21 protein-coding genes are annotated in these 20,365 nt (G+C 43.1%); 6 read left to right on the top strand and 15 right to left on the bottom strand.

All coding sequences use genetic code 11. From position 1 onward, the window contains the following. Positions 1–39: 39 nt before the first annotated feature. From F6K52_RS14455 to F6K52_RS14445, 3 genes are all read left to right on the top strand, one after another. Positions 40–1,269, top strand: coding sequence for a glycosyltransferase family 4 protein (locus F6K52_RS14455; protein WP_293078671.1), 1,230 nt, complete (start codon positions 40–42; stop codon positions 1,267–1,269). Positions 1,270–1,831: 562 nt separating this feature from the next. Next, the gene (locus F6K52_RS14450) at positions 1,832–3,046 is read left to right on the top strand and encodes a glycosyltransferase (protein ID WP_293078669.1); all 1,215 of its coding nucleotides are present in this window, start codon (positions 1,832–1,834) and stop codon (positions 3,044–3,046) included. Between the two features lie 173 nt (positions 3,047–3,219). Further along, positions 3,220–5,592 carry a hypothetical protein gene (locus tag F6K52_RS14445; protein ID WP_293078667.1) on the top strand — a complete coding sequence of 791 codons (2,373 nt, stop codon included), beginning with the start codon at positions 3,220–3,222 and terminating at the stop codon, positions 5,590–5,592. A 13-nt stretch (positions 5,593–5,605) separates the two neighbouring features. On the opposite strand, the gene F6K52_RS14440 is transcribed toward F6K52_RS14445, so the two are convergent. The 6 genes from F6K52_RS14440 to F6K52_RS14415 all read right to left on the bottom strand — a co-directional run bounded on the left by F6K52_RS14440 (position 5,606) and on the right by F6K52_RS14415 (position 7,479). Beyond that, a complete protein-coding gene (locus tag F6K52_RS14440) occupies positions 5,606–5,731 on the bottom strand; it encodes a hypothetical protein (RefSeq protein ID WP_293078665.1) in 126 nt (41 codons plus the stop codon). A 52-nt stretch (positions 5,732–5,783) separates the two neighbouring features. Next, a complete protein-coding gene (locus F6K52_RS14435; RefSeq protein WP_293078663.1) occupies positions 5,784–5,987 on the bottom strand; it encodes a hypothetical protein in 204 nt (67 codons plus the stop codon). Positions 5,988–6,025: 38 nt separating this feature from the next. Continuing rightward, the gene (locus F6K52_RS14430; RefSeq protein ID WP_293078661.1) at positions 6,026–6,214 is read right to left on the bottom strand and encodes a hypothetical protein; all 189 of its coding nucleotides are present in this window, start codon (positions 6,212–6,214) and stop codon (positions 6,026–6,028) included. 280 nt (positions 6,215–6,494) lie between these two features. Next, positions 6,495–6,695, bottom strand: coding sequence for a hypothetical protein (locus F6K52_RS14425; RefSeq protein WP_293078659.1), 201 nt, complete (start codon positions 6,693–6,695; stop codon positions 6,495–6,497). 167 nt (positions 6,696–6,862) lie between these two features. Further along, a complete protein-coding gene (locus F6K52_RS14420) occupies positions 6,863–7,252 on the bottom strand; it encodes a type II toxin-antitoxin system VapC family toxin (RefSeq protein ID WP_293078657.1) in 390 nt (129 codons plus the stop codon). After that, positions 7,249–7,479 carry a DUF2281 domain-containing protein gene (locus F6K52_RS14415; RefSeq protein ID WP_293078655.1) on the bottom strand — a complete coding sequence of 77 codons (231 nt, stop codon included), beginning with the start codon at positions 7,477–7,479 and terminating at the stop codon, positions 7,249–7,251. The genes F6K52_RS14420 and F6K52_RS14415 overlap by 4 nt, the downstream gene beginning before the upstream one ends. Positions 7,480–7,999: 520 nt before the next feature. On the opposite strand from F6K52_RS14415, the gene F6K52_RS14410 reads away from it, so the two are divergent. The 3 genes from F6K52_RS14410 to F6K52_RS14400 are packed head-to-tail and all read left to right on the top strand — an operon-like array spanning position 8,000 to position 13,429. Further along, the gene (locus F6K52_RS14410; RefSeq protein WP_293078653.1) at positions 8,000–11,593 is read left to right on the top strand and encodes a CHAT domain-containing tetratricopeptide repeat protein; all 3,594 of its coding nucleotides are present in this window, start codon (positions 8,000–8,002) and stop codon (positions 11,591–11,593) included. Between the two features lie 11 nt (positions 11,594–11,604). Then, on the top strand, positions 11,605–11,967 hold the full coding sequence (locus tag F6K52_RS14405; protein ID WP_293078651.1) for a hypothetical protein: 363 nt from the start codon (positions 11,605–11,607) through the stop codon (positions 11,965–11,967). Continuing rightward, positions 11,960–13,429 carry a hypothetical protein gene (locus F6K52_RS14400; protein ID WP_293078649.1) on the top strand — a complete coding sequence of 490 codons (1,470 nt, stop codon included), beginning with the start codon at positions 11,960–11,962 and terminating at the stop codon, positions 13,427–13,429. Before F6K52_RS14405 ends, F6K52_RS14400 begins: the two co-directional genes overlap by 8 nt. Here F6K52_RS14400 and F6K52_RS14395 read toward each other — a convergent pair. From F6K52_RS14395 to F6K52_RS14355, 9 genes are all read right to left on the bottom strand, one after another. Continuing rightward, positions 13,391–13,540, bottom strand: coding sequence for a hypothetical protein (locus F6K52_RS14395; RefSeq protein WP_293078647.1), 150 nt, complete (start codon positions 13,538–13,540; stop codon positions 13,391–13,393). The genes F6K52_RS14400 and F6K52_RS14395 overlap by 39 nt on opposite strands. Before the next feature lie 386 nt (positions 13,541–13,926). Beyond that, entirely contained in the window at positions 13,927–14,211 is a 285-nt protein-coding gene (locus F6K52_RS14390) for a DUF1816 domain-containing protein (protein ID WP_293078645.1), read from the bottom strand. Positions 14,212–14,279: 68 nt separating this feature from the next. Then, a complete protein-coding gene (gene rlmB / locus F6K52_RS14385; RefSeq protein WP_293078643.1) occupies positions 14,280–15,341 on the bottom strand; it encodes a 23S rRNA (guanosine(2251)-2'-O)-methyltransferase RlmB in 1,062 nt (353 codons plus the stop codon). Between the two features lie 14 nt (positions 15,342–15,355). Further along, positions 15,356–15,844 carry a ribonuclease III domain-containing protein gene (locus tag F6K52_RS14380; RefSeq protein ID WP_293078641.1) on the bottom strand — a complete coding sequence of 163 codons (489 nt, stop codon included), beginning with the start codon at positions 15,842–15,844 and terminating at the stop codon, positions 15,356–15,358. A gap of 177 nt (positions 15,845–16,021) precedes the next feature. Then, on the bottom strand, positions 16,022–16,423 hold the full coding sequence (locus tag F6K52_RS14375; protein WP_293078639.1) for an STAS domain-containing protein: 402 nt from the start codon (positions 16,421–16,423) through the stop codon (positions 16,022–16,024). Between the two features lie 434 nt (positions 16,424–16,857). Further along, a complete protein-coding gene (gene carA, locus F6K52_RS14370; RefSeq protein ID WP_293078637.1) occupies positions 16,858–18,006 on the bottom strand; it encodes a glutamine-hydrolyzing carbamoyl-phosphate synthase small subunit in 1,149 nt (382 codons plus the stop codon). Then, a complete protein-coding gene (locus F6K52_RS14365) occupies positions 18,003–18,545 on the bottom strand; it encodes a GIY-YIG nuclease family protein (protein ID WP_293078635.1) in 543 nt (180 codons plus the stop codon). The genes carA and F6K52_RS14365 overlap by 4 nt, the downstream gene beginning before the upstream one ends. 177 nt (positions 18,546–18,722) lie before the next feature. Beyond that, positions 18,723–19,049, bottom strand: a complete 327-nt coding sequence (locus F6K52_RS14360; RefSeq protein WP_293078633.1) for a hypothetical protein — start codon at positions 19,047–19,049, stop codon at positions 18,723–18,725. Between the two features lie 120 nt (positions 19,050–19,169). Continuing rightward, positions 19,170–20,123 (bottom strand): Sll0314/Alr1548 family TPR repeat-containing protein, encoded by a 954-nt coding sequence (locus F6K52_RS14355; protein WP_293078631.1) that lies wholly within the window; start codon positions 20,121–20,123, stop codon positions 19,170–19,172. Positions 20,124–20,365: the final 242 nt, after the last annotated feature.

Genomic DNA, 20,365 nt, shown 5'->3' with positions numbered 1-20,365 from the left:
TATGACTTATAGCAACTTCTTACCTAACCTGAAGATATAATGAAAATTCTCATGCTATCTGCCACCTTTCCTTATCCCCCCACTAGGGGAGGAACTCAGGTACGGACATTTAATTTACTAAAACATCTTAAGTTAAGTCATGATATCACCATGATTACTCAACGTTCAGAAGATGTCACGGATCAGGAAGTGGAAAAACTCGGGAAATGGGTAGATGAATTGGTAGTTTTCCCCCAACCAAAGCCTTGTGATCCCTCAGGAGGCATCTGGGGCAAAGTAAAGCGATTTAGTAATTTTTTACGCCAAGGCATCCCCCCCAGTGTGCTACATCTCTACTCTCGGGAAATTCAGCAATGGATGGATGAAGCTGTGGCGGCTGGACGGTTTGACATTATTACCTGTGAACATAGTGTCAATGAAATATATGTACGACCAGAATGGCGACAGCAGCTGGGAACGGTGGTGAATATTCACAGTTCTGTGTATGGTACGTTCCGTAATCAGTTGGAAACTCGAACCTCGGAAAATCAGCTCAGAGACCAGTTAAATTTACCCCTGTTGCGCCGCTATGAGGAACGATACTGTGCCAAATTTACTGGTCTTGTGGTCACAACACCGGAGGATCAAAGCCAGATAGCTGCCTACAAGCCATCGGGTAAAATTGCGGTGATTCCAAATGGGGTAGATTTGACTCAATTTCCCCAACGCACTGCTGACCCAGGGGGACATCGCATAGTTTTTATTGGAGCTATGGATAACCGAGCCAACATTGATGCTGTAAGCTTTTTGAGCTTGGAAGTCTTTCCAGCCATTAAAGAACGCTATGGAGATGCTAGCCTAGACCTGGTCGGAGCAAGACCAGTACCTGCGGTGTTGGAGTTGGCACAATTGTCGGGAATTACGGTCACCGGTCGTGTGCCATCAATGGTAGAGTATCTCCATCAAGCAACTATCTGTGTGGTACCGATGCGGACTGGCTTTGGCATTAAAAACAAGACCCTGGAAGCAATGGCGGCTGGGGTACCTGTAGTGGGAAGCGATCGCGGTTTGGAGGGACTGGCGGTTGATAGTGCCAATACACCTCTGCGAGCATTGCGGGCAAATCATGTTAAGGAGTACATTAGTGCCATCACTCGTTTGTTTGAAGACCCACAACTGCGGGCTAAGTTGTCTCAAAACGCGCGCTCATTGATCGAGAATGAATACACCTGGGATCGGGCTGGTCAATGCTACGAACAAGCCCTAGCTCAGTCAATTCTTACGAGTTAGTGGAATCTGCTCATCTAAAAACTTCCGAGAGTAGGAAAGCTCCGTGAAGGTGGCAAACCCCTCTAAATAACCGTCACTGGAAGTGATAGAGAGATTAGGCTAGGTGCTGTTGGTAAATCGGTAAATTTGAATTTTCAACTATATTTTCTAGAGTAAAATTCACAATCAGTATAAATGTATTGGTATGAAGATATAATACATTTATACTGTCCGATTTTTTCGGTAGTGTTATTTGCCGCTGTTTTTTTTGTTTTGGGTAATAGGTAATCGTGAATTACTCTGAAGTAATCAGAATTATCAAAAACCCCAACCTTTGCAATATCGATTATCACGCATTTTATACAATAATAAGTTGGAGTAAATTAAAATGAATAAATGTTAATAAAAGTTTATAAAATTTTTAACTAGTATAAATAAATTGATGCTTGTCTTGATGCAGTCGCTCATGGGGGAAACCCCCAAGACCGCGCTGCATCGCTAACTCATGTAAAAAGTGAGATAAGCATGAATTATTGCCTGTCCTTTCCTTGTGGTCAATTATTGCTCAAAGTAGTAACGTCCTATGAAGATTCTAATGATCTCCACCACCTTTCCCTATCCGCCAACGCGGGGGGCAACTCAGGTCAGGACGTTTAATTTACTTAAATACCTGAGTAAGCGTCATGCTATTACCTTAGTTACTCAACGTTCTGAGGAGATCACAGAGATCGATGTAGAAAAATTGCAGCAGTGGGTGGAAGAACTGGTGATGTTTCCCCAACCGCAAGCATCAGAACAAGAGGAAGGGATAAAGGAGAAATTACAACGCTGGAGTACCATTTTGCAACAGGGAACGCCCCAGAAAGTACTCCAACTCTACTCAACTCCAATGCAGCAATGGCTGGATCAGGCTGTAGAGGCGGGACAATTTGACCTGATTACCTGTGAACACAGTACCAATGAAATTTATGTGCGACCAGAGTGGCGGGAGCAGCTGCGAACTGTGGTGAATATTCATCATTCTGTATACCGGAAATCTCTGGACAAGCTGGAAACCAAAACATCAGACAATCAGCTGAAAGACCAGTTGAATTTGCCCCTATTACGTCGCTATGAAGAGCAATATTGTGCTAAATTCACAGACATTGTAGTCACAACAGCAGAAGATAGACGGCAAATAGAATCTTTTGAGCTAGACAATCAAATTACATTGATTTCTAATGGGGTTGATGTTAATTTATTTCCCAGGCGCATCTCTGATCCTGGTGGACACAGATTAGTATTTACTGGGGCGATGGATAACCCACTAAACATCAAAGCAGCTCGTTATTTTAGCCTAGAGGTTTTCCCAGCAATTACAGAGCGCTATGCTGATACCAAGCTAGAATTGGTTGGACCCAAACCAGTGCAGGCGGTCCTAGAGTTAGAAGAGATACCAGGGATTACTGTAACTGGTGCGGTGCCTTCTTTAGTAGACCACCTTCATAAGGCAACTATATTTGTGGTGCCAATGCAGAGTGGATTTGGGGTAAAAAATAAAACTCTGGAAGCGATGGCAGCAGGAGTACCGGTAGTGGGAAGCGATCGCGGTTTGGAGGGCTTGACAGTTGATGGCGGGGATGTCCCTTTGCGGGCATTGCGAGCAAATGATACAACAGAATATGTTTATGGCATTAGTCGGTTATTTGAAGACCGCCAACTCCGTAAACAACTGTCTGAAAATGGGCGAGCGTATATTGAAAAGAAATATACTTGGGAACGTTCTGGTGAGCTGTATGACCAGGTAATCACAGGTTGAAGGGGTAGGGTTAGGCTGCGCTTCTATTAGGGTTTAGGGTGTAGGGTTTAGGGTGTAGGGTTTAGAGTGTAGGGTTTAGGGTGTAGGGTTTAGGGTGAGCAAGGGGGAATCACAAAGACATGGACGAATTAGCCTTTAGGAAAAAACTAGAAAGATAAACCATTAGAACATCAGTGCAAAAGTCTAGTAGAGGTGGTTGGTTAACAACCATTGGCGCGATCGCTGCCTTAATCACCACTAGCGGTATCATTGCCGGTAGTATCTGGGTGGCGGTTATGTTAATAATTGACCCTGATTCGATTGTATGGATCAATCACATTTTGCCGAGTTGGGCTCGTATCCCCCAGACTGTTCCCTCATCTGCCAAGACATTTGCCCAAATTCAAGGGGAGATTCGTGAAAATGGACTAACGGCGAGCACACCCGTTGCCCTTAACTCTGACTTGCTGCTACCGATTTTGGCATCACCACCATCATGCCAAAGTAATTGTAACCAGATTGTGGAACTTAGAGTCTATCAGCCCCTTGAACAAAGCAATAGACAACAAAAGTATTATCAGCTAGTTAGTCAGCTGCCTATCACTGCTCCGGTCGAATATTTTGTGCTATCTACCCAAGTGAACACAGGATCGGATGATGCAAGTGTCTCCCGTTCACTACCTTTAACCAAACTCGATCGTTTCGATGAACAAGCTCTAGAGGAAGGGTTTTGGTTCAACCTCTCGGGTCAAGTAGCCTCAGAAAATACACCCGAGAGCTATGGACAAATTATTCACTACAATCCGGACCAGACACACCTGAGTATGATGTTGGAGTGGAAAAGCCCTAATGAAGGTTCTCCCTATTGGCAGGAAGTGACCGGTGGTGCTACTCCAGAATTAGTGGTTAATCATACTGTAGGCTTGGAACCCCAGTTCAAGGTTTACCAAATTCAACCTCGGTCTTTTGTTCCCAACCCGATTTATCTAGACGAAATTTCCCTGACCCAAACAGCGATAGATACTAAACCCTATCGCAATGGTTTAAATCTAGCCCGTAATGGTTTGTGGTCTGATGCTTGGCAATGGTTGAACCAACAGAGACCAAAAGACTGGTCAGCAGAGGCTCAAGCCCAAATGGATTTGGTTAAACTGCACGCTCAGGTCACCGAGTCTCAGGCCAATCAAATTTGGGCAAGTGCCAGTGCCGCTATCTTTGCCTATATCCTGGATGGTCGCTGGGGGGAGGCAAAAACAGTGTTTCAGACGGCAGTGGATGGTGCTCAGTTGGGGGATATTATCACCATGCTAAAGACCGATTCTGGGGGATTGTGGCAGCGGGTGGAAGCAGCTATAGAAGTGAATCCTGATGACAGCAATGTACAAGCTTGGGGAGGGTTGATTTTGGCAGCCCAGGAAGACCCTCAAAAAGCGATCGCATGGGTGAAGGAATTACCCCAAACTAATCCCCAGGTTTACCAACTCCTCAAGCATATGGACAATGCCTTAAACCCAGTTCCAGCTATCGTCAGGCATTTCAGTCAACTGGTTGGCAATTCAGAAATTATTCAAACTGTCAACGCAACGGATTGGCTGCAACCGGAAGATGGAGATGGGGGAATAGGAGAACAGCACTGCCAAAGGCAACAGGAAAGTACTGAATTGGTTTCTGTAGCAGAGGAAGAGAGTATAGCAGTTTCACCCCTGTCCCCTTGTCCATCTGTCTCCGTCACTCTACAAAAAAACCCCGAGGAAGTTTGGTATCAAGTACAGGTAAAAGGATTTCACGATGGTCAGGGTTGGCGGTGGATGCCCTTTTCTGATTTACGGCTGCCCACTTTGACCAAGGGCAAGCGATTGTGGCGATATTTGGGCTTAGACGTTGACCCCCAGATTCGGATTAGCCTTTGGAATGAGAATGGTATCCAGCAATCAACCACAGCAACAGTCAAAGGGGTTTCCTACGAACAAGGGATGATTAAGCTGTTGGCAGCAGGTGGGAAATTCCCTAGTGACACCGTGGCTATTGATGGATCTAGTCAGCACCTGCTAGCACACACCGATACAGGACTGCGCTGGTTAGACCCAAGTGCGATTACTTTGTCAGCACTCTACCACCTTAACCCCGAGTCGGTGTCAGCCATGCTGCCAGTACTCTGGCAAGAGTTAATCAACAGTGGTCAATTCTCCCCAGGACCGCTTCCTAGTTTACCAATGATGCTTCAGGAGATCGGGCATTGGTCAGTTAGACCCATTGAGCTGACTGGCAACAACCAGCCAGAAGCGGTCATAACCTTATATCAAGAAATATCAGTTACCTCAGAATCTAGCGAGGTTGGTCTATCGGATAGTAATGATACAGACCGGGCAACTACTATCTACAAACCCCGCACCATGATTTTTTCTGACGCAGGAGCCTTACTCTACAGCGAATTTTCCCAAGATTCCAACACTTCCATGACTGCGATCGCGGATTTAGGGGATGGCGGTCCTGCGGCTATAGTCATTGATGAACCAAATAACTATAGCCTTAAGCGTTGGTCAGCCAAGCATCAGCGTTTTAAGTAATGCTTGTACTTATCTAGCAATTATCATAGCTATGAGGTACAAAATTCTGGTTTTTAGGGAGCAGGGAGCAGGGAGCAGGGAGCAGGGAAGAGTAATCCACCCCTAACCCCTCCCAGGAGGGGAATAGGGAACAGGCCAAAAATCATGTGTACCTTATTAGGATAAAAACCGCTATACTTAAGCGCATGGGTTCAATGTAAAACCAACCGTTGTTGCTTAAGTAATTGCTGCTGCTGCCAGAGGGATTCAACTTCTGCCTGTAAATGAAGGTACTTTACTTGCTGGTCTACCCCATATGATGTCATCAATTTCTTCAGCTGGGGGTCACCAGTGACAACAGAACGGGAATTGCGGGCATTGGATAAATCTGTCATATGGTCGGAAGAAGTTAACATCTTTATATTAAGTATTTTTGCTTGTTAAAAACTCCACGTCATTGTATCCCAAATTTCCAGCACATGGTAACTAGACTTGTTACAGAAGTCGGGAACAGGGAGCAGGGAGCAGGGAGCAGGGAGCAGGGAGCAGGGAGCAGGGAGCAGGGAGCAGGGAGCAGGGAGCAGGGAGCAGGGAGCAGGGAACAGCGGATCTGGGAGCAGGAAAAAAATAATGTGTACCTCATGAGTCCTATAAAAGCTATATATTCATCCGAATATTCAGCAATTCTTAATTCTTAATTCTTAATTCTTAATTCTTAATTCTCAATTCTTAATTCTCAATTCCCGATTCCCGATTCCCGATTCCCGATTCCCGATTCCCGATTCCCGATTCTTAATTCTTAATTCTTAATTCAAAAAAAAATAGCCGTAGAAATACTATCCACGGCTATGGCAATCACATATGTCAGAAATTTCCGAAATCCAAGGCCAAAGGGGGGGGAAACCCCCCAGAAAGTTAAGGTGTTATGGCAACAACCAATACTTGGTCATAGTCGTCATTACTTCTCCTGGAATATCAGTCGGTTCTAGAGGAGTCCACTCGGCGATTTCCGCATAGCCCAGGGAATAAAGCATATGGATACTATTGATTACTGATTCACGAGGACCTTTGAGAGTGTGGTGAGTCGGTTTTTTCTTGAAATTGCGAGTAAAGTTTTCTGACATTGTGAAAAACTCCAACTTGGATTTACAATAATTCTTATAATGATTATAAATTTTATTTGTCAAGGGCTTTTAAAAGTTTTTTTTGTGTTTTATAGTCAATAAAAAAAGCGATTATCCTACATATAATCGCGTAGCATATCTTTAAAATCGTAAGCTTTATTAGTCAGTCAACTAACCCATAATCTTTGAATTGGATAAGCATCAAATTTATTATCCCGACTAATTAAAACCAGAGATCTATTCATAGCTTGAGCAATCAACATTCTATCAAATGGATCACGATGATGTAGGGGTAGATTAGAAATTTGCAAGGTGTCGATAAATGAAATAGGTAGTAAACTAATATCTGATGATTGAAGTTCAGATTCAATGGTTTGATAACTTCGTTGAAGTGATAACTTACCAAGATTCAACTTAATCGCAATTTCCCAGAGACTAGCAATACTAAGATAAACGCTATCTGCTGCCTCAATCATGTCTCTTAGTTTATTAGGCAAATTTGGGTCATTTTCAGATAACCAAATAAATGCATGAGTGTCTAACAGGAAAGAGCTCATTCCATGTATTCCTGAAAATCGTCTAAGGGTTCATCAAAATCATCAGGCAAGGGTAGCACAAAGGTTCCTTTTAAGATACCTGAACGACGTTTCTTGCCAGCATGCTGCTCTGGGGAAACATCTTGGGAGTAGTTTGCCATCAGATACTTGGCATAATGGAGCAGTTCTTGTTTTAGGGATTCTGGCATTTTCCCCACTGTTTGTAAAATTTCTGTGTCAATAGTCATGGGTTTTACTAGTTTAGTTTGTGTCAAATAATTTTGATAAAATTATATAAACTATTTTATCATTTTGAGTTAATTTGTGGTAATCAACCAGGCGTCAGTCTTGGCTCTTGCCTACTGCTATGTGAGAAAATAGTACTCCTTAAGAACAAACTGGTATTAGTTACTGAGAAACGAGTACTAATTAAGGCAAAGGAGTACTACTATATGAGAACTTAGTACTCCTTTGTTATACATCAGTACATGTTTAACATAAACTATTACATGTTATCGGTTAATCGCTACTCCTGTGTTAGATGTTAATACAGCACTACCCACTTCAGACTTCATTAGATTTCGGCGCGGGCAGGATGCCCACTCTACTGATATTGAATAGAGCTGCGGGCAGCATGCCCACTCTACTTCTGACTTCTGACTTCTTAGAAATGCTATAATCTATAAGGTTTTGTCTGAAGATTGGTAAATCCAGGGTGCTTTAAATAAGTCTATTTTTTTAATAACTATTGTAGAGTAGTGGATGGCAATGGCTGACAATACATCTGATGCCCAACTTTACTTTCTCTTAGAGGTGCTACAAGCAATTGCAGACAGTAATGGGGAGCAGCAGGTAGTTGAGAACTTACTAGAACAAAATATAGATAAACTTAATCAGACCTTAGCAGATAAATTGCGGGCTTGGGCAACAAGTAAGCTGTCGGAAGCGAAACGAGATCAAGCCACATCCCTAGCTGCAGTTATTGGCAATTTCAGCAATCGAATTTGGGAATTTCCCTTGGGTGAAAAAGCTAGCACTATAGAAATTGCTATCACTGGCTATGAAGTCATACTAACTGTTTTCACCCGTGAAGCATTTCCTATTGATTGGGCAACGACACAAAATAATCTCGGTGAAGCTTACCGTAACCGCATCAAAGGGGAGAAAGCACAGAATATAGAAGAAGCGATCGCTTGTTACCAACAGGCTCTAACAGTCAGAACATTTGAAGCATGTCCGATTGATTGGGCAACCACACAAAATAATCTCGGTAATGCTTACAGAAACCGAATAAAAGGGGATAAAACACAGAATATAGAACAAGCCATCGCTTGTTACCAAGAAGCTCTTAGAGTCAGAACATTTGAAACATTTCCTAGGAATTGGGCATGGACACAAAATAATCTCGGTCTTGCTTACAAAAAACGAATAAAAGGGGAAAAATTACAGAATATAGAAGAAGCGATCGCTTATTATCAACAGGCTCTTAGAGTATTAACCTTTGAGGCATTTCCTGAAGAGTGGGCAACGACTCAAAATAATCTCGGTAATGCTTACCGTAACCGAAAAAAAGGGGAGAAAGCACAGAATATAGAACAATCCATTGCTTGTTACCAAGAAGCTCTAAGAGTTAGAACATTTGAAGCATGTCCGATTGATTGGGCAACCACACAAAATAATCTCGGTAATGCTTACAGAAACCGAATAAAAGGGGATAAAACACAGAATATAGAACAAGCCATCGCTTGTTACCAAGAAGCTCTAAGAGTTAGAACATTTGAGGCATTTCCTTATGATTGGGCAAATACACAAAATAATCTCGGTATTGCTTACAGAAACCGAATAAAAGGGGATAAAACACAGAATATAGAACAAGCCATCGCTTGTTCCCAAGAAGCTCTAAGAGTTAGAACATTTGAGGCATTTCCTTATGATTGGGCAATCACACAAACTAATCTCGGTAATGCTTACTGTCACCGAATAAAAGGGGAGAAAGCACAGAATAGTGAAGAAGCCATCGCTTGTTACCAAGAAGCTCTAAGAGTTTATACCTTTGAGGCATTTCCTATTGATTGGGCAAGGACACAAACTAATATCGGTGCTGCTTACGGTGACCGAATAAAAGGTGAGAAAGCACAGAATATTGAAGAAGCCATTGCTTGTTACCAACAGGCTCTAATAGTAAGAACCTTTGAGGCATTTCCTGATGAGTGGGCAAGGACACAAAATAATCTCGGTGCTGCTTACGGTAACCGAATAAAAGGTGAGAAAGCACAGAATATTGAAGAAGCCATTGCTTGTTTACAACAGGCTCTTAGAGTTTTTACCTTTGAGGCATTTCCTGATGAGTGGGCAAGGACACAAAATAATCTCGGTGCTGCTTACGGTAACCGAATAAAAGGTGAGAAAGCACAGAATATTGAAGAAGCCATTGCTTGTTTACAACAGGCTCTTAGAGTTTTTACCTTTGAGGCATTTCCTGATGAGTGGGCAAGGACACAAAATAATCTCGGTGCTGCTTACGGTGACCGAATAAAAGGTGAGAAAGCACAGAATATAGAAGAAGCCATTGCTTGTTGCCAACAGGCTCTAAAAGTTTATACCTTTGAGGCATTTACCCAAGACTATCTAAATACTAAAAATAACCTTGGTTGGGCTTACCGAAATGGTCAAAAATTCCGGGAAGCTTACAAGGCTTTTGATGCTGCCATTAAAACCGTAGAATTCCTGCGAGATGAAATTATTTCTGGTTCTGGAGTAGAAGAATACAAGACTAAACTAGCTGAAAATAACAACAAAAGCTATCGAGGTATGGTAGAAACTTGCCTAGCCTTAACTAATATCACCGAAGCCATTGACTATGTTGAACGGAGCAAAACTGGCAATTTAGTTGACGAGATTCTAAACCGTGACCTCAAAACCATCTTTCCCCCAGATGTTGCTACTCAACTACAACAATACAGGGATGAAATAGCGGCAGGTCAGGAGCAAATCCAACAGGGCAAAGCTGAAAATCCAAAAGTCTTAGCACAACGTCTTCAAGCATTGCGACAGCAGCGCAATGATTTACAAGACCACTATTTACCTATCGGTTCTAGGTTTAAGTTTGAGCAATTTCAGCAGAAGCTGGATCACCACACTGCTATTGTAAAGTTTTACATTACAGGGGATAAGCTACTCGCGTTCATCTTTACCAGGGAAACTCAACAGCCCATACTTTGGCAATCTGAACCACAAGACTTCAAAAAACTGGCAACTTGGACAAATGAGTATTTACAAGATTACAAAGCTTCTAGAATCAATAAAGATAATTATTGGCAAAATGACCTGAGTAAGCGCCTACATGAGTTGGCTGATATTCTATCCATTGATCACATCATTAAGCAGATTCCTGAAAAATGCGATCGCTTAGTTTTAATCCCCCATCGGTTTTTACATTTGTTTCCCCTTCATTCTTTACCGATTACCAGTAAGCAGGGAGAAGGTAACGCTAAAATTCTCATGGATCGGTTTCCAGCAGGGGTAAGTTACGCTCCTAGCTGTCAACTACTGCAACTTGTTCAAACTAGAAAACGCCCAGAAGAGTTTACCCACCTGTTTGCAGTTCAAAATTCTGCTGATAATTTACATTACACTCCTATCGAGGTAGAGGTAGTTAAAGGCTACTTCAATCCACCACCAGATACAGAAGTTCTTGTGGAAAACGCTGCCACCAAAGCCGCCATAGATAGCAAAGCTCTCAACAGTTACCACTGTTTACATTTTAGCTGTCACGGTTACTTTAATTACCAAGAACCACGGAAATCCGCTCTAATTCTGGCCAATGCCCACAAACCGACCTCTGCTGAACCCAATTCGGAGCGCTATTTACGGGTAGAAGATGAAGAATATGACCTAGAGAAATGTTTGACTATCGATGACGTCTTTGACCTACAATTAGAACAATGTCGCCTGGTCACCCTTTCGGCTTGTGAAACAGGATTGATTGATTACACTAACATTAGCGATGAATACATTGGGTTACCCAGTGGTTTCCTAGTTGCCGGAAGTCCAGCAGTGGTTAGTAGCTTGTGGAAGGTAAACGATTTATCGACAGCATTGTTAATGATTAAATTTTATGATAATTTGCTAAACTCCCAAATGTCCTTAGCAGTTGCCCTTAACCAAGCGCAACTCTGGCTGCGGGATGTAACAAAGGAAAATTTATTACTCTGGATTGAAAGCTTATCTATAAAGAGTTATCAAAAGCGGCGTTTGAGTGCTCCCCTTTTGAAGAATGATGATTTTAAGTATCTAAGCCCCAGCGATAAGCCTTTTGAAAAACCTTACCATTGGGCAGCATTTTGTGCAATTGGTCAATAGGAGTTAAAACTATGAAACCTGAGATTCAAGAAATAGGAAATTTTATCAAGCTAATCAACAAGCAACCAGAGCTTTTTTCTGAACAGGATCGGAATGAACTGGAAGCGATAATTACTCCGCTATCTAATCATGATGTGGAGGGAATATTAAATAAAATTGAGAACTGGTGTAAATCTAATCCAGTTATTGACGATGCTCTAAATGTTGTAGTTGGTAGTAAACCAATTGCGGAAAAAGGAATTGGAGGCAAATTCCCTACTCCAGAAGCTAAAGCTGACTATGAAAAAAATAACGTGAAAGAAGAACTACTCAACGCTATCCGTCAGAGTTCTCCCCCAGAAACCGAAAAACCCAACACTCCCGCTGATGACTGATACGGCCTTGCGAATCACAAACCCCAGCGTCACCCTTTATGCCTTCCATCTCTGCCAAGACTTAAGTCAAGAACCGGAACAGTTGCGACAGGATGCGGATCAGTTGTGGCAACACTGTGCTAAGCTCAGCGAACCCCTAGCTATCCCAGACCTGGAATCTTTACCGCAAAAAATACTATCCCCTCCCAGCCAAACAGCGATCGCAAGCCGTTACGTAGAGTTACTCCCAGCTCCCTTAACTTACACTGCACCACTGCAAGTAGCAGGCTCTCCCCTAACCGTCCAGGTTTATCCCGTTAAAATTCATGATACCTATGCCATTGACCTAACCCTGTCTTGCCAGAATACTGTTACAGCCAGTGAATTTAGTCACTTCAATCCCCAAGGGTGCCTCCTAGCCAGGAAGATTCAAGCTTCTTTGGGACAAACCTTAGTGCTCTATGGAGAACCCGTGGGCACTCCCCAGGAAGATAGAACGTTAGCCGATGCCTGTGTGGATGCTTTTTTCCAGGGAACCGACCAAAAACCCGAACTTAGCGCATCTGGGCACTTATTTGGTAGCCCCATTTTTGCCTATGACAACGGTAAGGAGAAACCCACGGAGCAATGTCATGTTCTAGTCTGGTTAAACCGTAACCCAGAAACCTTAAACCTGGTTGAAAAGACGTCTTTGTCATTTTTCAATCTATTGTGCTGTCGCAGTAAAATCCTGTTTGCTTATGACCAAGCCCGTTGGTGTTATCGCCAAACCAGACAGCTCTATGGTGAACTGGAAGAAGAGGTTAAAGGCTTCAAGGAATTGCCAACAGACCCAGAAACAAGGCTAGAGCAACTGAAGCAGAAACTGACACAGATGCCACCCAAGACCTTTGACTATGCTGGTTATCTGCGAGACATGGAGGATCATAAAACTGCGATCGCTACCAATGCCCACAACTATGACACATGGCTCAAAAAAATCGGTGAATTTAGTCTCAAATACGATAATATCGAGTTTTTAGAAGACTTCCTCAATCAAAGAACCAACCTGTTTCAAAATCAGATTCAAACCAACCTCAATTATTTCAAACCCGGTCAGCAACTATTTGACCAGATGCTTGGTAGTATCCGAGGCATTGTAGAAATTGACCAGGCAGAACGGGATCGCGCTTTGGAAAAAGCCCTGAGAGATAAGGAGAAGGCTGATCAAGCCCGAGAAAAAAATTTAGAACGTTGGATTGCCTCTGTCGGTATTGGTTTAGGCGTCAGTGGTATTTCTTCCCAAACCGATGCTAAACCTCTAGAAGCGATTTTGATCAAACTAAACCCGAATGTATTTATAGAAGAGTGCCCTAGAGCTGAACTCCAGTCTTGCTTGAGTTACACGTTCTGGTTTGTGCTATTTCATGTTTTGGTTGGTGTTGGATTTGGTGCGATTACGGCGTTAATTTTGGGTCGAATTATGGATCGGGGAGGAAAATGAGTACTCAAGGGAGCAGGGAGTAGGGAGCAGGGAGCAGGGAGCAGGGAGCAGGGAGCAGGGAGCAGGGAGCAGGGAGCAGGGAGCAGGGAGCAGGGAGTTTTTATTGCTCAATAAACAGAAAGTTTTTAGTTTGTAGGGTGGGCAAAAACAATTTGATTATTTGAGCAATTCTAGATCATAAAACTTTGCCCACCCTACTTTCTAATCCCTAATCCCTAATCCCTATTCCCTGTTGGTGGGCAAAAACCGTTTAGTTCTTGTGAAAATTCTAGAGCATAAAATTTTGCCCACCCTACTTTCTATTCCCTATTCCCTATTCCCTGTTGGTGGGCAAAAACCGTTTAGTTCTTGTGAAAATTCTAGAGCATAAAATTTTGCCCACCCTACTTTTATTCCCACTTTCTATTCCCTGTTGGTGGGCAAAAACCGTTTAGTTCTTGTGAAAATTCTAGAGCATAAAATTTTGCCCACCCTACTTTCTAAATCTTCATCCTTTTTCAAAAAATCGGCTTACTCAAGCTAGAGGATTTGTCTAGTTCAGTTTGTTCTGGCAACTCATCAAAAATTGTTAGTCTATTGGGTTTGCAGCGTTTGAGAGTTACCATAATGCCTTGAGCTCCTTCATTTTCTAAGTCTTCAATGTATCCATAGTTGGCAGCCTGAGCCTCCTGCTGGTTAACAAAGGGTCCAAAGTAGTAGGTACACTTGGGGGTTTCGGTGATGATTTCCACCCAAAACGCTAACCCTAAGAGGTCGAAGATTTTGATTAAGGCTTCTTTCATGAAATCTACCTAGTTTCAAGGATAATCTCTGCTAATTTAATCGCCTTTTAAAGGTTTTTATCCTCCATTTACTGTTCTTGTTTCACAATCTGTTCATTGGAAGTACTATCGATATACAGTAATTCTGACCAACGCTGCCGATAGGTTTCATATAACACCATAGCAGTTGCTGCTGAGGCATTGAGGCTAGGGGTCTTACCCTGTAATGGAATTGAGACTAACATGTCACAGCAGCTTTGTGACTTTAGGCTTAAACCATTCCCCTCTGAACCTATTACTAATACCACTGAACCGGTCAAATCAACTTTGTGTAAAAGTTTACCAGTACCGGCAGCAGTTCCGTAAATCCAAAAGCCCGCAGTTTTCAACTGCTCTAGGGCATTACTAAGATTGACAACTCTGGCAATAGGAAAGGTTTCTAGAGCTCCTGCTGCCACTTTCCTGACAGTTGAGGTGACACCAACAGCTCGACGTTGGGGTATGACTAAGCCTTGAGCCCCTAGAGCTTCTGCAGTACGAATAATCGCCCCTAAATTTTGAGGATCATTAATGCCATCACAAGCCAATAAAACTGGCTGCTCAGTTGCCCATTTTGCTTTGTCAATTAAGTCATTTAAATCTATGTAGTCGTAAGGTGCTATTTGAGCTGCCACACCCTGATGGTTACCACCTTTGGTAATTTGGCTCAGGCGTTTTGGTGCTACTTCATCAATTACTGTACCGTTAGCCTTGGCTTTAACCAGTAAGGAGTGAAAGCGAGAATCGTAACGCAGCTGGGAAATAATCCAAACTCGGTTTAGCTGGTGCTGGTTTTGGAGAGCTGCTAGAACTGAATGACGCCCGTAGATTAAGTCACTCTCTTCTTCTGTGCTACTTACAAGTTTTGACTTAGAGTACCCATGCTGCTTCGGCTGAGTTTCCTCCGAGTGATGGGAATGTTTTGACCGTGGCTTTCGAGAGTGGTAGTTCTTTCGAGGGGGTTTCCCGTTCTTGTGAGAATTGCCTGGGGTCGAAGGAGATAATTTTTTATTCTCACCTTGCCGATCAGAGGACTTCCCTAACTTGATCTGGCCAGAAGCATCAGAGGAGGAATCAGAGGAGGAATCAGAGGAGGGGTTTTGATTAGCCATAATAGAATAAGGGTTTATGGGCTGTCGAGTTGTAGATGTGCCAATAACTGAGTCAACCGCTGAGTATCAGTAAGGTAGAGGTATCCCAGTAAGGTTTCTAAGCTACTAGCTTGTTGATAGATTTCTCGATTGAGACGCCGGGGGCTCTTTGTAGCAGCATTCCGTCCGCGCCGTAAAACGTCTTTTTCAGAAGCAGTTAGGTAAGGTTCTAGCGATCGCAAAATCTCAGCTTGGCTTTCTGCTCTCACATGAGCCACTACCTGGTTATGATAGTCACAGATTCGCCTCGGCGGTAGCAGATAGTGGGTTCGGATGTAAAGTTCATAAACAGCATCTCCTATATATGCCAAGGATGCTGGGGAAATCTGTTGAATTTTGGCAATTTGATCAACTTTCGCCATGAATTGCCTAAATCGAAACTCTGTCCACAATACTATAGAGTCACTTCCACCGCCATGGCTATCCTCTTCCAAGGGGTCTAATTGTGGATCGGTCTGAGCCATCTTTGGGGTATCACTGTCATTTGTTTATTAGACCAAATTTGAAATCCTTCAACAATTTCTGATTCCAGTATTCAATACATTGGCAAAAAAGCAAGTTACTCACACTCAACTCTGACCAATTCCCCACTCCTGAGAAAGTGAAGGCGGGTTTTGCCCCCGCCTTCACCATCGATTTTGTCATTTACCCTTGACGTTCTCCTCAGCTACCGCCAGAGAATCTTGCAGGGAGAGAAATTGTTCTAGGCGCACTAGTTTCACAGTTTGAGTCACCCGGGGATTGGTAACGACTTGTACACTTCCGCCAGCGGTTTTAGCTTTCTTAACTAGCTGCACCAAAGCACCCAAACCAGAGCTATCGACAAAATCAATTGTAGATAAGACCAGAATAATATGCGCTGGACCTTCTTCAATAAATTTGCCAATAACGTTACGGAGAGTAGATTCCGAAAAGGCATCTAGCAATCCAGTAAGACGGAAAATTTGATAATTTGACTCGACTTGGCGAGTGCCCCTTAAACTGACTGTAAGGGTTAGTTGTTCAGGAATAACACCCTCCTCGATATAGCTTACAAATATCAATAATCTAATACTTCTACTGTCAAGTTGACTACTGTGACAGTAGATTGATGACTTGGCTACCGTTGATACACGCGCCCTATCACCTACCTTGGCTTGTTGCTTAGCACGTCAAGGGGCTAAAACAACGTCAATTTTAGATTATACAACAGTATCAGAGTTTCGGGGGTAGGGTGACCGGGTGTAGCGGTAGGGTAAAATTAAGCCAGCCGCAATTGTAACCGATTAATTATAGCTGAAGCTGATTTCTTAGTTTGCTGGCAATGGGGCGTTGCTGATTCTGACTATGGTTTCGCCCCCCTAGCCCCCCAGCGAGCAATCCCTCGCTGGGGGGACTTTGAGTATGGGCTCCCCCCTTTTTTAAGGGGGGCTGGGGGGGATCATAATCTTGCGGAAAACTTTGAAAACACGCCCTAGGATACGCTACGCGATTGGCTCTAGGCCACGCTACGCGAACGCATCAGCTCGACAAACTGCTGAAATAAATAGTCAGCATCGTGAGGACCAGGACTAGCCTCTGGGTGATACTGTACTGAGAAGAACGGTAAGGATTTGTGACGCAACCCTGCCACAGTGCGGTCATTGAGATTTAGGTGAGTAACTTCCACCATGTCCCCTAAGGTATCGGGATCAATAGCAAAACCATGGTTTTGGCTAGTAATTTCCACCATTTGCTGCAAACCGGCTGGGTGATTCAAACCTCGGTGACCAAATTTAAGTTTAAAGGTCTGCGCTCCTAGGGCAAGACCAAGAATCTGATGTCCCATGCAGATGCCAAAAATAGGTTGCTGACGCTCCAATAAGGCTTTGGTGGTTGAGATGCCTTCGAGTACTACCGCCGGATCCCCTGGTCCATTGGACAGAAATATGCCATCGGGATTATACTTAGCAATTTCTTCTGGCGGTGTATTAGCAGGGACGACAATTACCCGACAATTGTAGCTAGCTAGACGTTTGAGAATATTACGTTTAATGCCAAAATCGATCGCAACAACTGTCAAAGGCTTGTCCTTTTCCACCCCATCAACTGCCGGACCGAACTCCCAATTGGCTTCCGTAGGATCAGACCATTCGTAAACCTTGTCAGTGCTCACTTCTTTAACTAGATTTAATCCTGCCATACTTGGAGCCCCTTGCACTTGGGACAATAATTCAGCGGAGTCAAGGATTTCTGTGGAAATGGCACCGTTTATCGCACCAATGGAGCGTATTTTGCGGGTTAATGCCCTTGTATCTATGCCGTAAATTCCTAGGATGTTGTGTTCTGCCAAATAATCGGGCAAGGACTGGGTAGAGCGCCAGTTACTGGGACGGTAGCAGATATTACGAGCAATTGCGCCTCGGATTTGAGGATGAGCAGATTCTTCATCGGATGGGTTAACACCAGTATTGCCTAATTCTGGATAGGTGAAGGTCACAATTTGACCGCAGTAGCTGGGGTCTGTCACCACCTCTTGATAACCCGTCATGGCAGTGTTAAACACTACTTCACCAATGGTTGTACCAGTCGCTCCGAAAGACCAGCCTTGGTAAGTTGTGCCATCAGCGAGAACTAGCAGAGCTGGATGAGCCGTTGAGATAGTCATTTTATGTCAAGTAAACCCTTTTCTTTAAGCTTAGGATTGAAGCGAATTTCAGTCTTTACCCCTCGGGATTCTAGCTCATCTTTAATTTTAGCTTCAACTCTCCGAGCAATTTTTTTTAAAATCTTCGTTTTTCCTAATTCCTCACTTTGCTCATACTCTAATTGCTCTGCTTCAGTCATTGTTATTTTAGCATCAATCGGCTGAATCCAGAGATTTTCCTGCTCTCCATTTCCCACCGGGGTCACACCATTCTCCTCAATCCATGCCTTACGAATCGTTTCTAATCGACTCCGGTCAGGTTTTTCAATGGTTTCTATTTTTAGCCAATAGCAGGATTGATGCTGACGAACTAAATGTTGTTTGAGGCTGACATATATATCTCGGGAATAGTTCACAAATTTAAGGGTTTTATCCTGGTCAAAAATTGCGTATACACCAATCTTTTTTTGTAAAATTTCTGGTAGATTTCCCGTTTCATCCAGATAGGGAATAAATTCTAAATCCCTCAGAGAGGGAATTTGATTATCAGACGTGAGCATGGTATGGAATTAAAAAATAAGATTCAAAAATAAATAATATCAACAAAATATAGCTATTCTACGACTTGTGAGTTACAAATTTATGGTTTTTAGGGAGCAGGGAGCAGGGAGCAGGGAAGAGGGAAGAAGGAAGAGGGAAAAAATAATGTGTAACTCATGAGTCCTATAAACGCTATATTATTGAAATTTGCGATAAATCGCACAGAGGCGACTGGGATTAAAGATTTTGGCTTTGAACATGAAGTTAGGAGGTACGTTAATGATGATATAATCATCAGATTCGTGATACTGCTCATATTCCGCTGGCATTCCCTTAGGGGTTGAAGTGGTGTAGGGAACTGGTTGAAACAGTAATTCAGTAAACTCAACCCTTTTAGCTTGAGCCGCTTCAGCTACTTGAGCCAAAAAGTTTTCCCCCATTAGTAAAGCAAATAAGTGGTCTCGGGCTTCTGGAGCTAGGACAAAACTGCTATCGAACTTGTTAATTATCTTGAGGCGAACCATAAGTCAAAGATAATCCCGAATTCTTGAACACAGAGATTATACCTGATCAAGATTCACTTCAGCTATCAGCTGACAGCTGACAGCTGTCAGCTGATAGCTTACAGGCGAACAACCTTCAACTTAGTCATCCTTCTGAACCACTTCTGTTCCCCGCTTCCGGATGCGATTCCGCTCCTTGGAGCAATTTCTATTCCCATCTGTGAGTTTATTTTCAAGTTTGCACTGCTCGTAAGTAATTTGGGCAGCGTGGCGTTTTGGCAGTTGAGTCTGTTTTTCTAAAGCTTTGTTAAAAAAATCTAAACTTTCTTGCTCCTGGCCCAGTTTTCGCAAAATTTGTGCTTTAAGGTAAAACACATCTGGATTGCTTGGTGTTTTTTCCATTGACCGGTCTATATAGTCTATTGCCTTAGAATATTGCTTTAAATCTCGATATCCTACTGCAATGCCTCGATAGGCTAAATAAGAGGGGAAAGCATAGGTTTCTAACTTGTCAATGGCTTGAGATGGGTCAGAAAATGGTAAATTGACTGCTAACATTAAATCCATGTAGCCTGTAATCAAGTTTAGCTCTGGGTCATTAGGATCAATTTCTTTGGCTTTATCCAGATATTCAAAAACTTTCTGTAATTTAGTCAAGGCGCTGATGGGACCTTCTTTTTCAAAATCGTAAGCCCCTTCCAAAAAATAACCGACTGCTGTGTAGAGATTACCCCGCAAGGGATCAGACGGAATCATTTCCTTAGCTATATCCAGAGTTTTGGTTCCGTAGCTCTTGAAGGTTTCCCAATCTTGATCTAAGTAAGCTAGAGAGGATAGCATAGCATAGGTCATGGGTTCTTTAGACTGCCTAGATTCCGATTTTTTTAGATAAGCTTCAGCCTCTTTATAGTTTCCATCCTTGAAGAACAAGTCAAACGCATCTTGAACAGTGTCATCAATGTCCCGAGGATTACTGTCGCGAAAGGGGTCAGCTGCTAAGGTGGGCATTCCCCATAAACCGATTAATACAACTGCTGTGCTGACACAAGCTTTAACTATCTGTTTTGGTGCTCGAAACCTTTGGTTCATCGTCATTATGACAATATTAAAAATATATGCTACTAACCTCAGTACTGACGTTGCACTTGATGCCAGGTTCCATAGTACCGGAAGTTGGGGCATAAGATGGTAAGTCAGCATTGAGCGGTCAGCCGTCAGCCGTCAGCCGTCAGCTATTCCAGTAGCGTGGCCCAAAGGCTAATGGCTGAACGCGCACGCGTGCGCGTAGCGCTTAAGCTGATAACTGATCGCTGAACGCGCACGCGTGCGCGTTCAGA

Source organism: Moorena sp. SIO3H5 (genome assembly GCF_010692395.1).
Classification (GTDB): Bacteria; Cyanobacteriota; Cyanobacteriia; order Cyanobacteriales; family Coleofasciculaceae; genus Moorena.
This window is presented reverse-complemented; position numbering and strand designations above follow the sequence as displayed.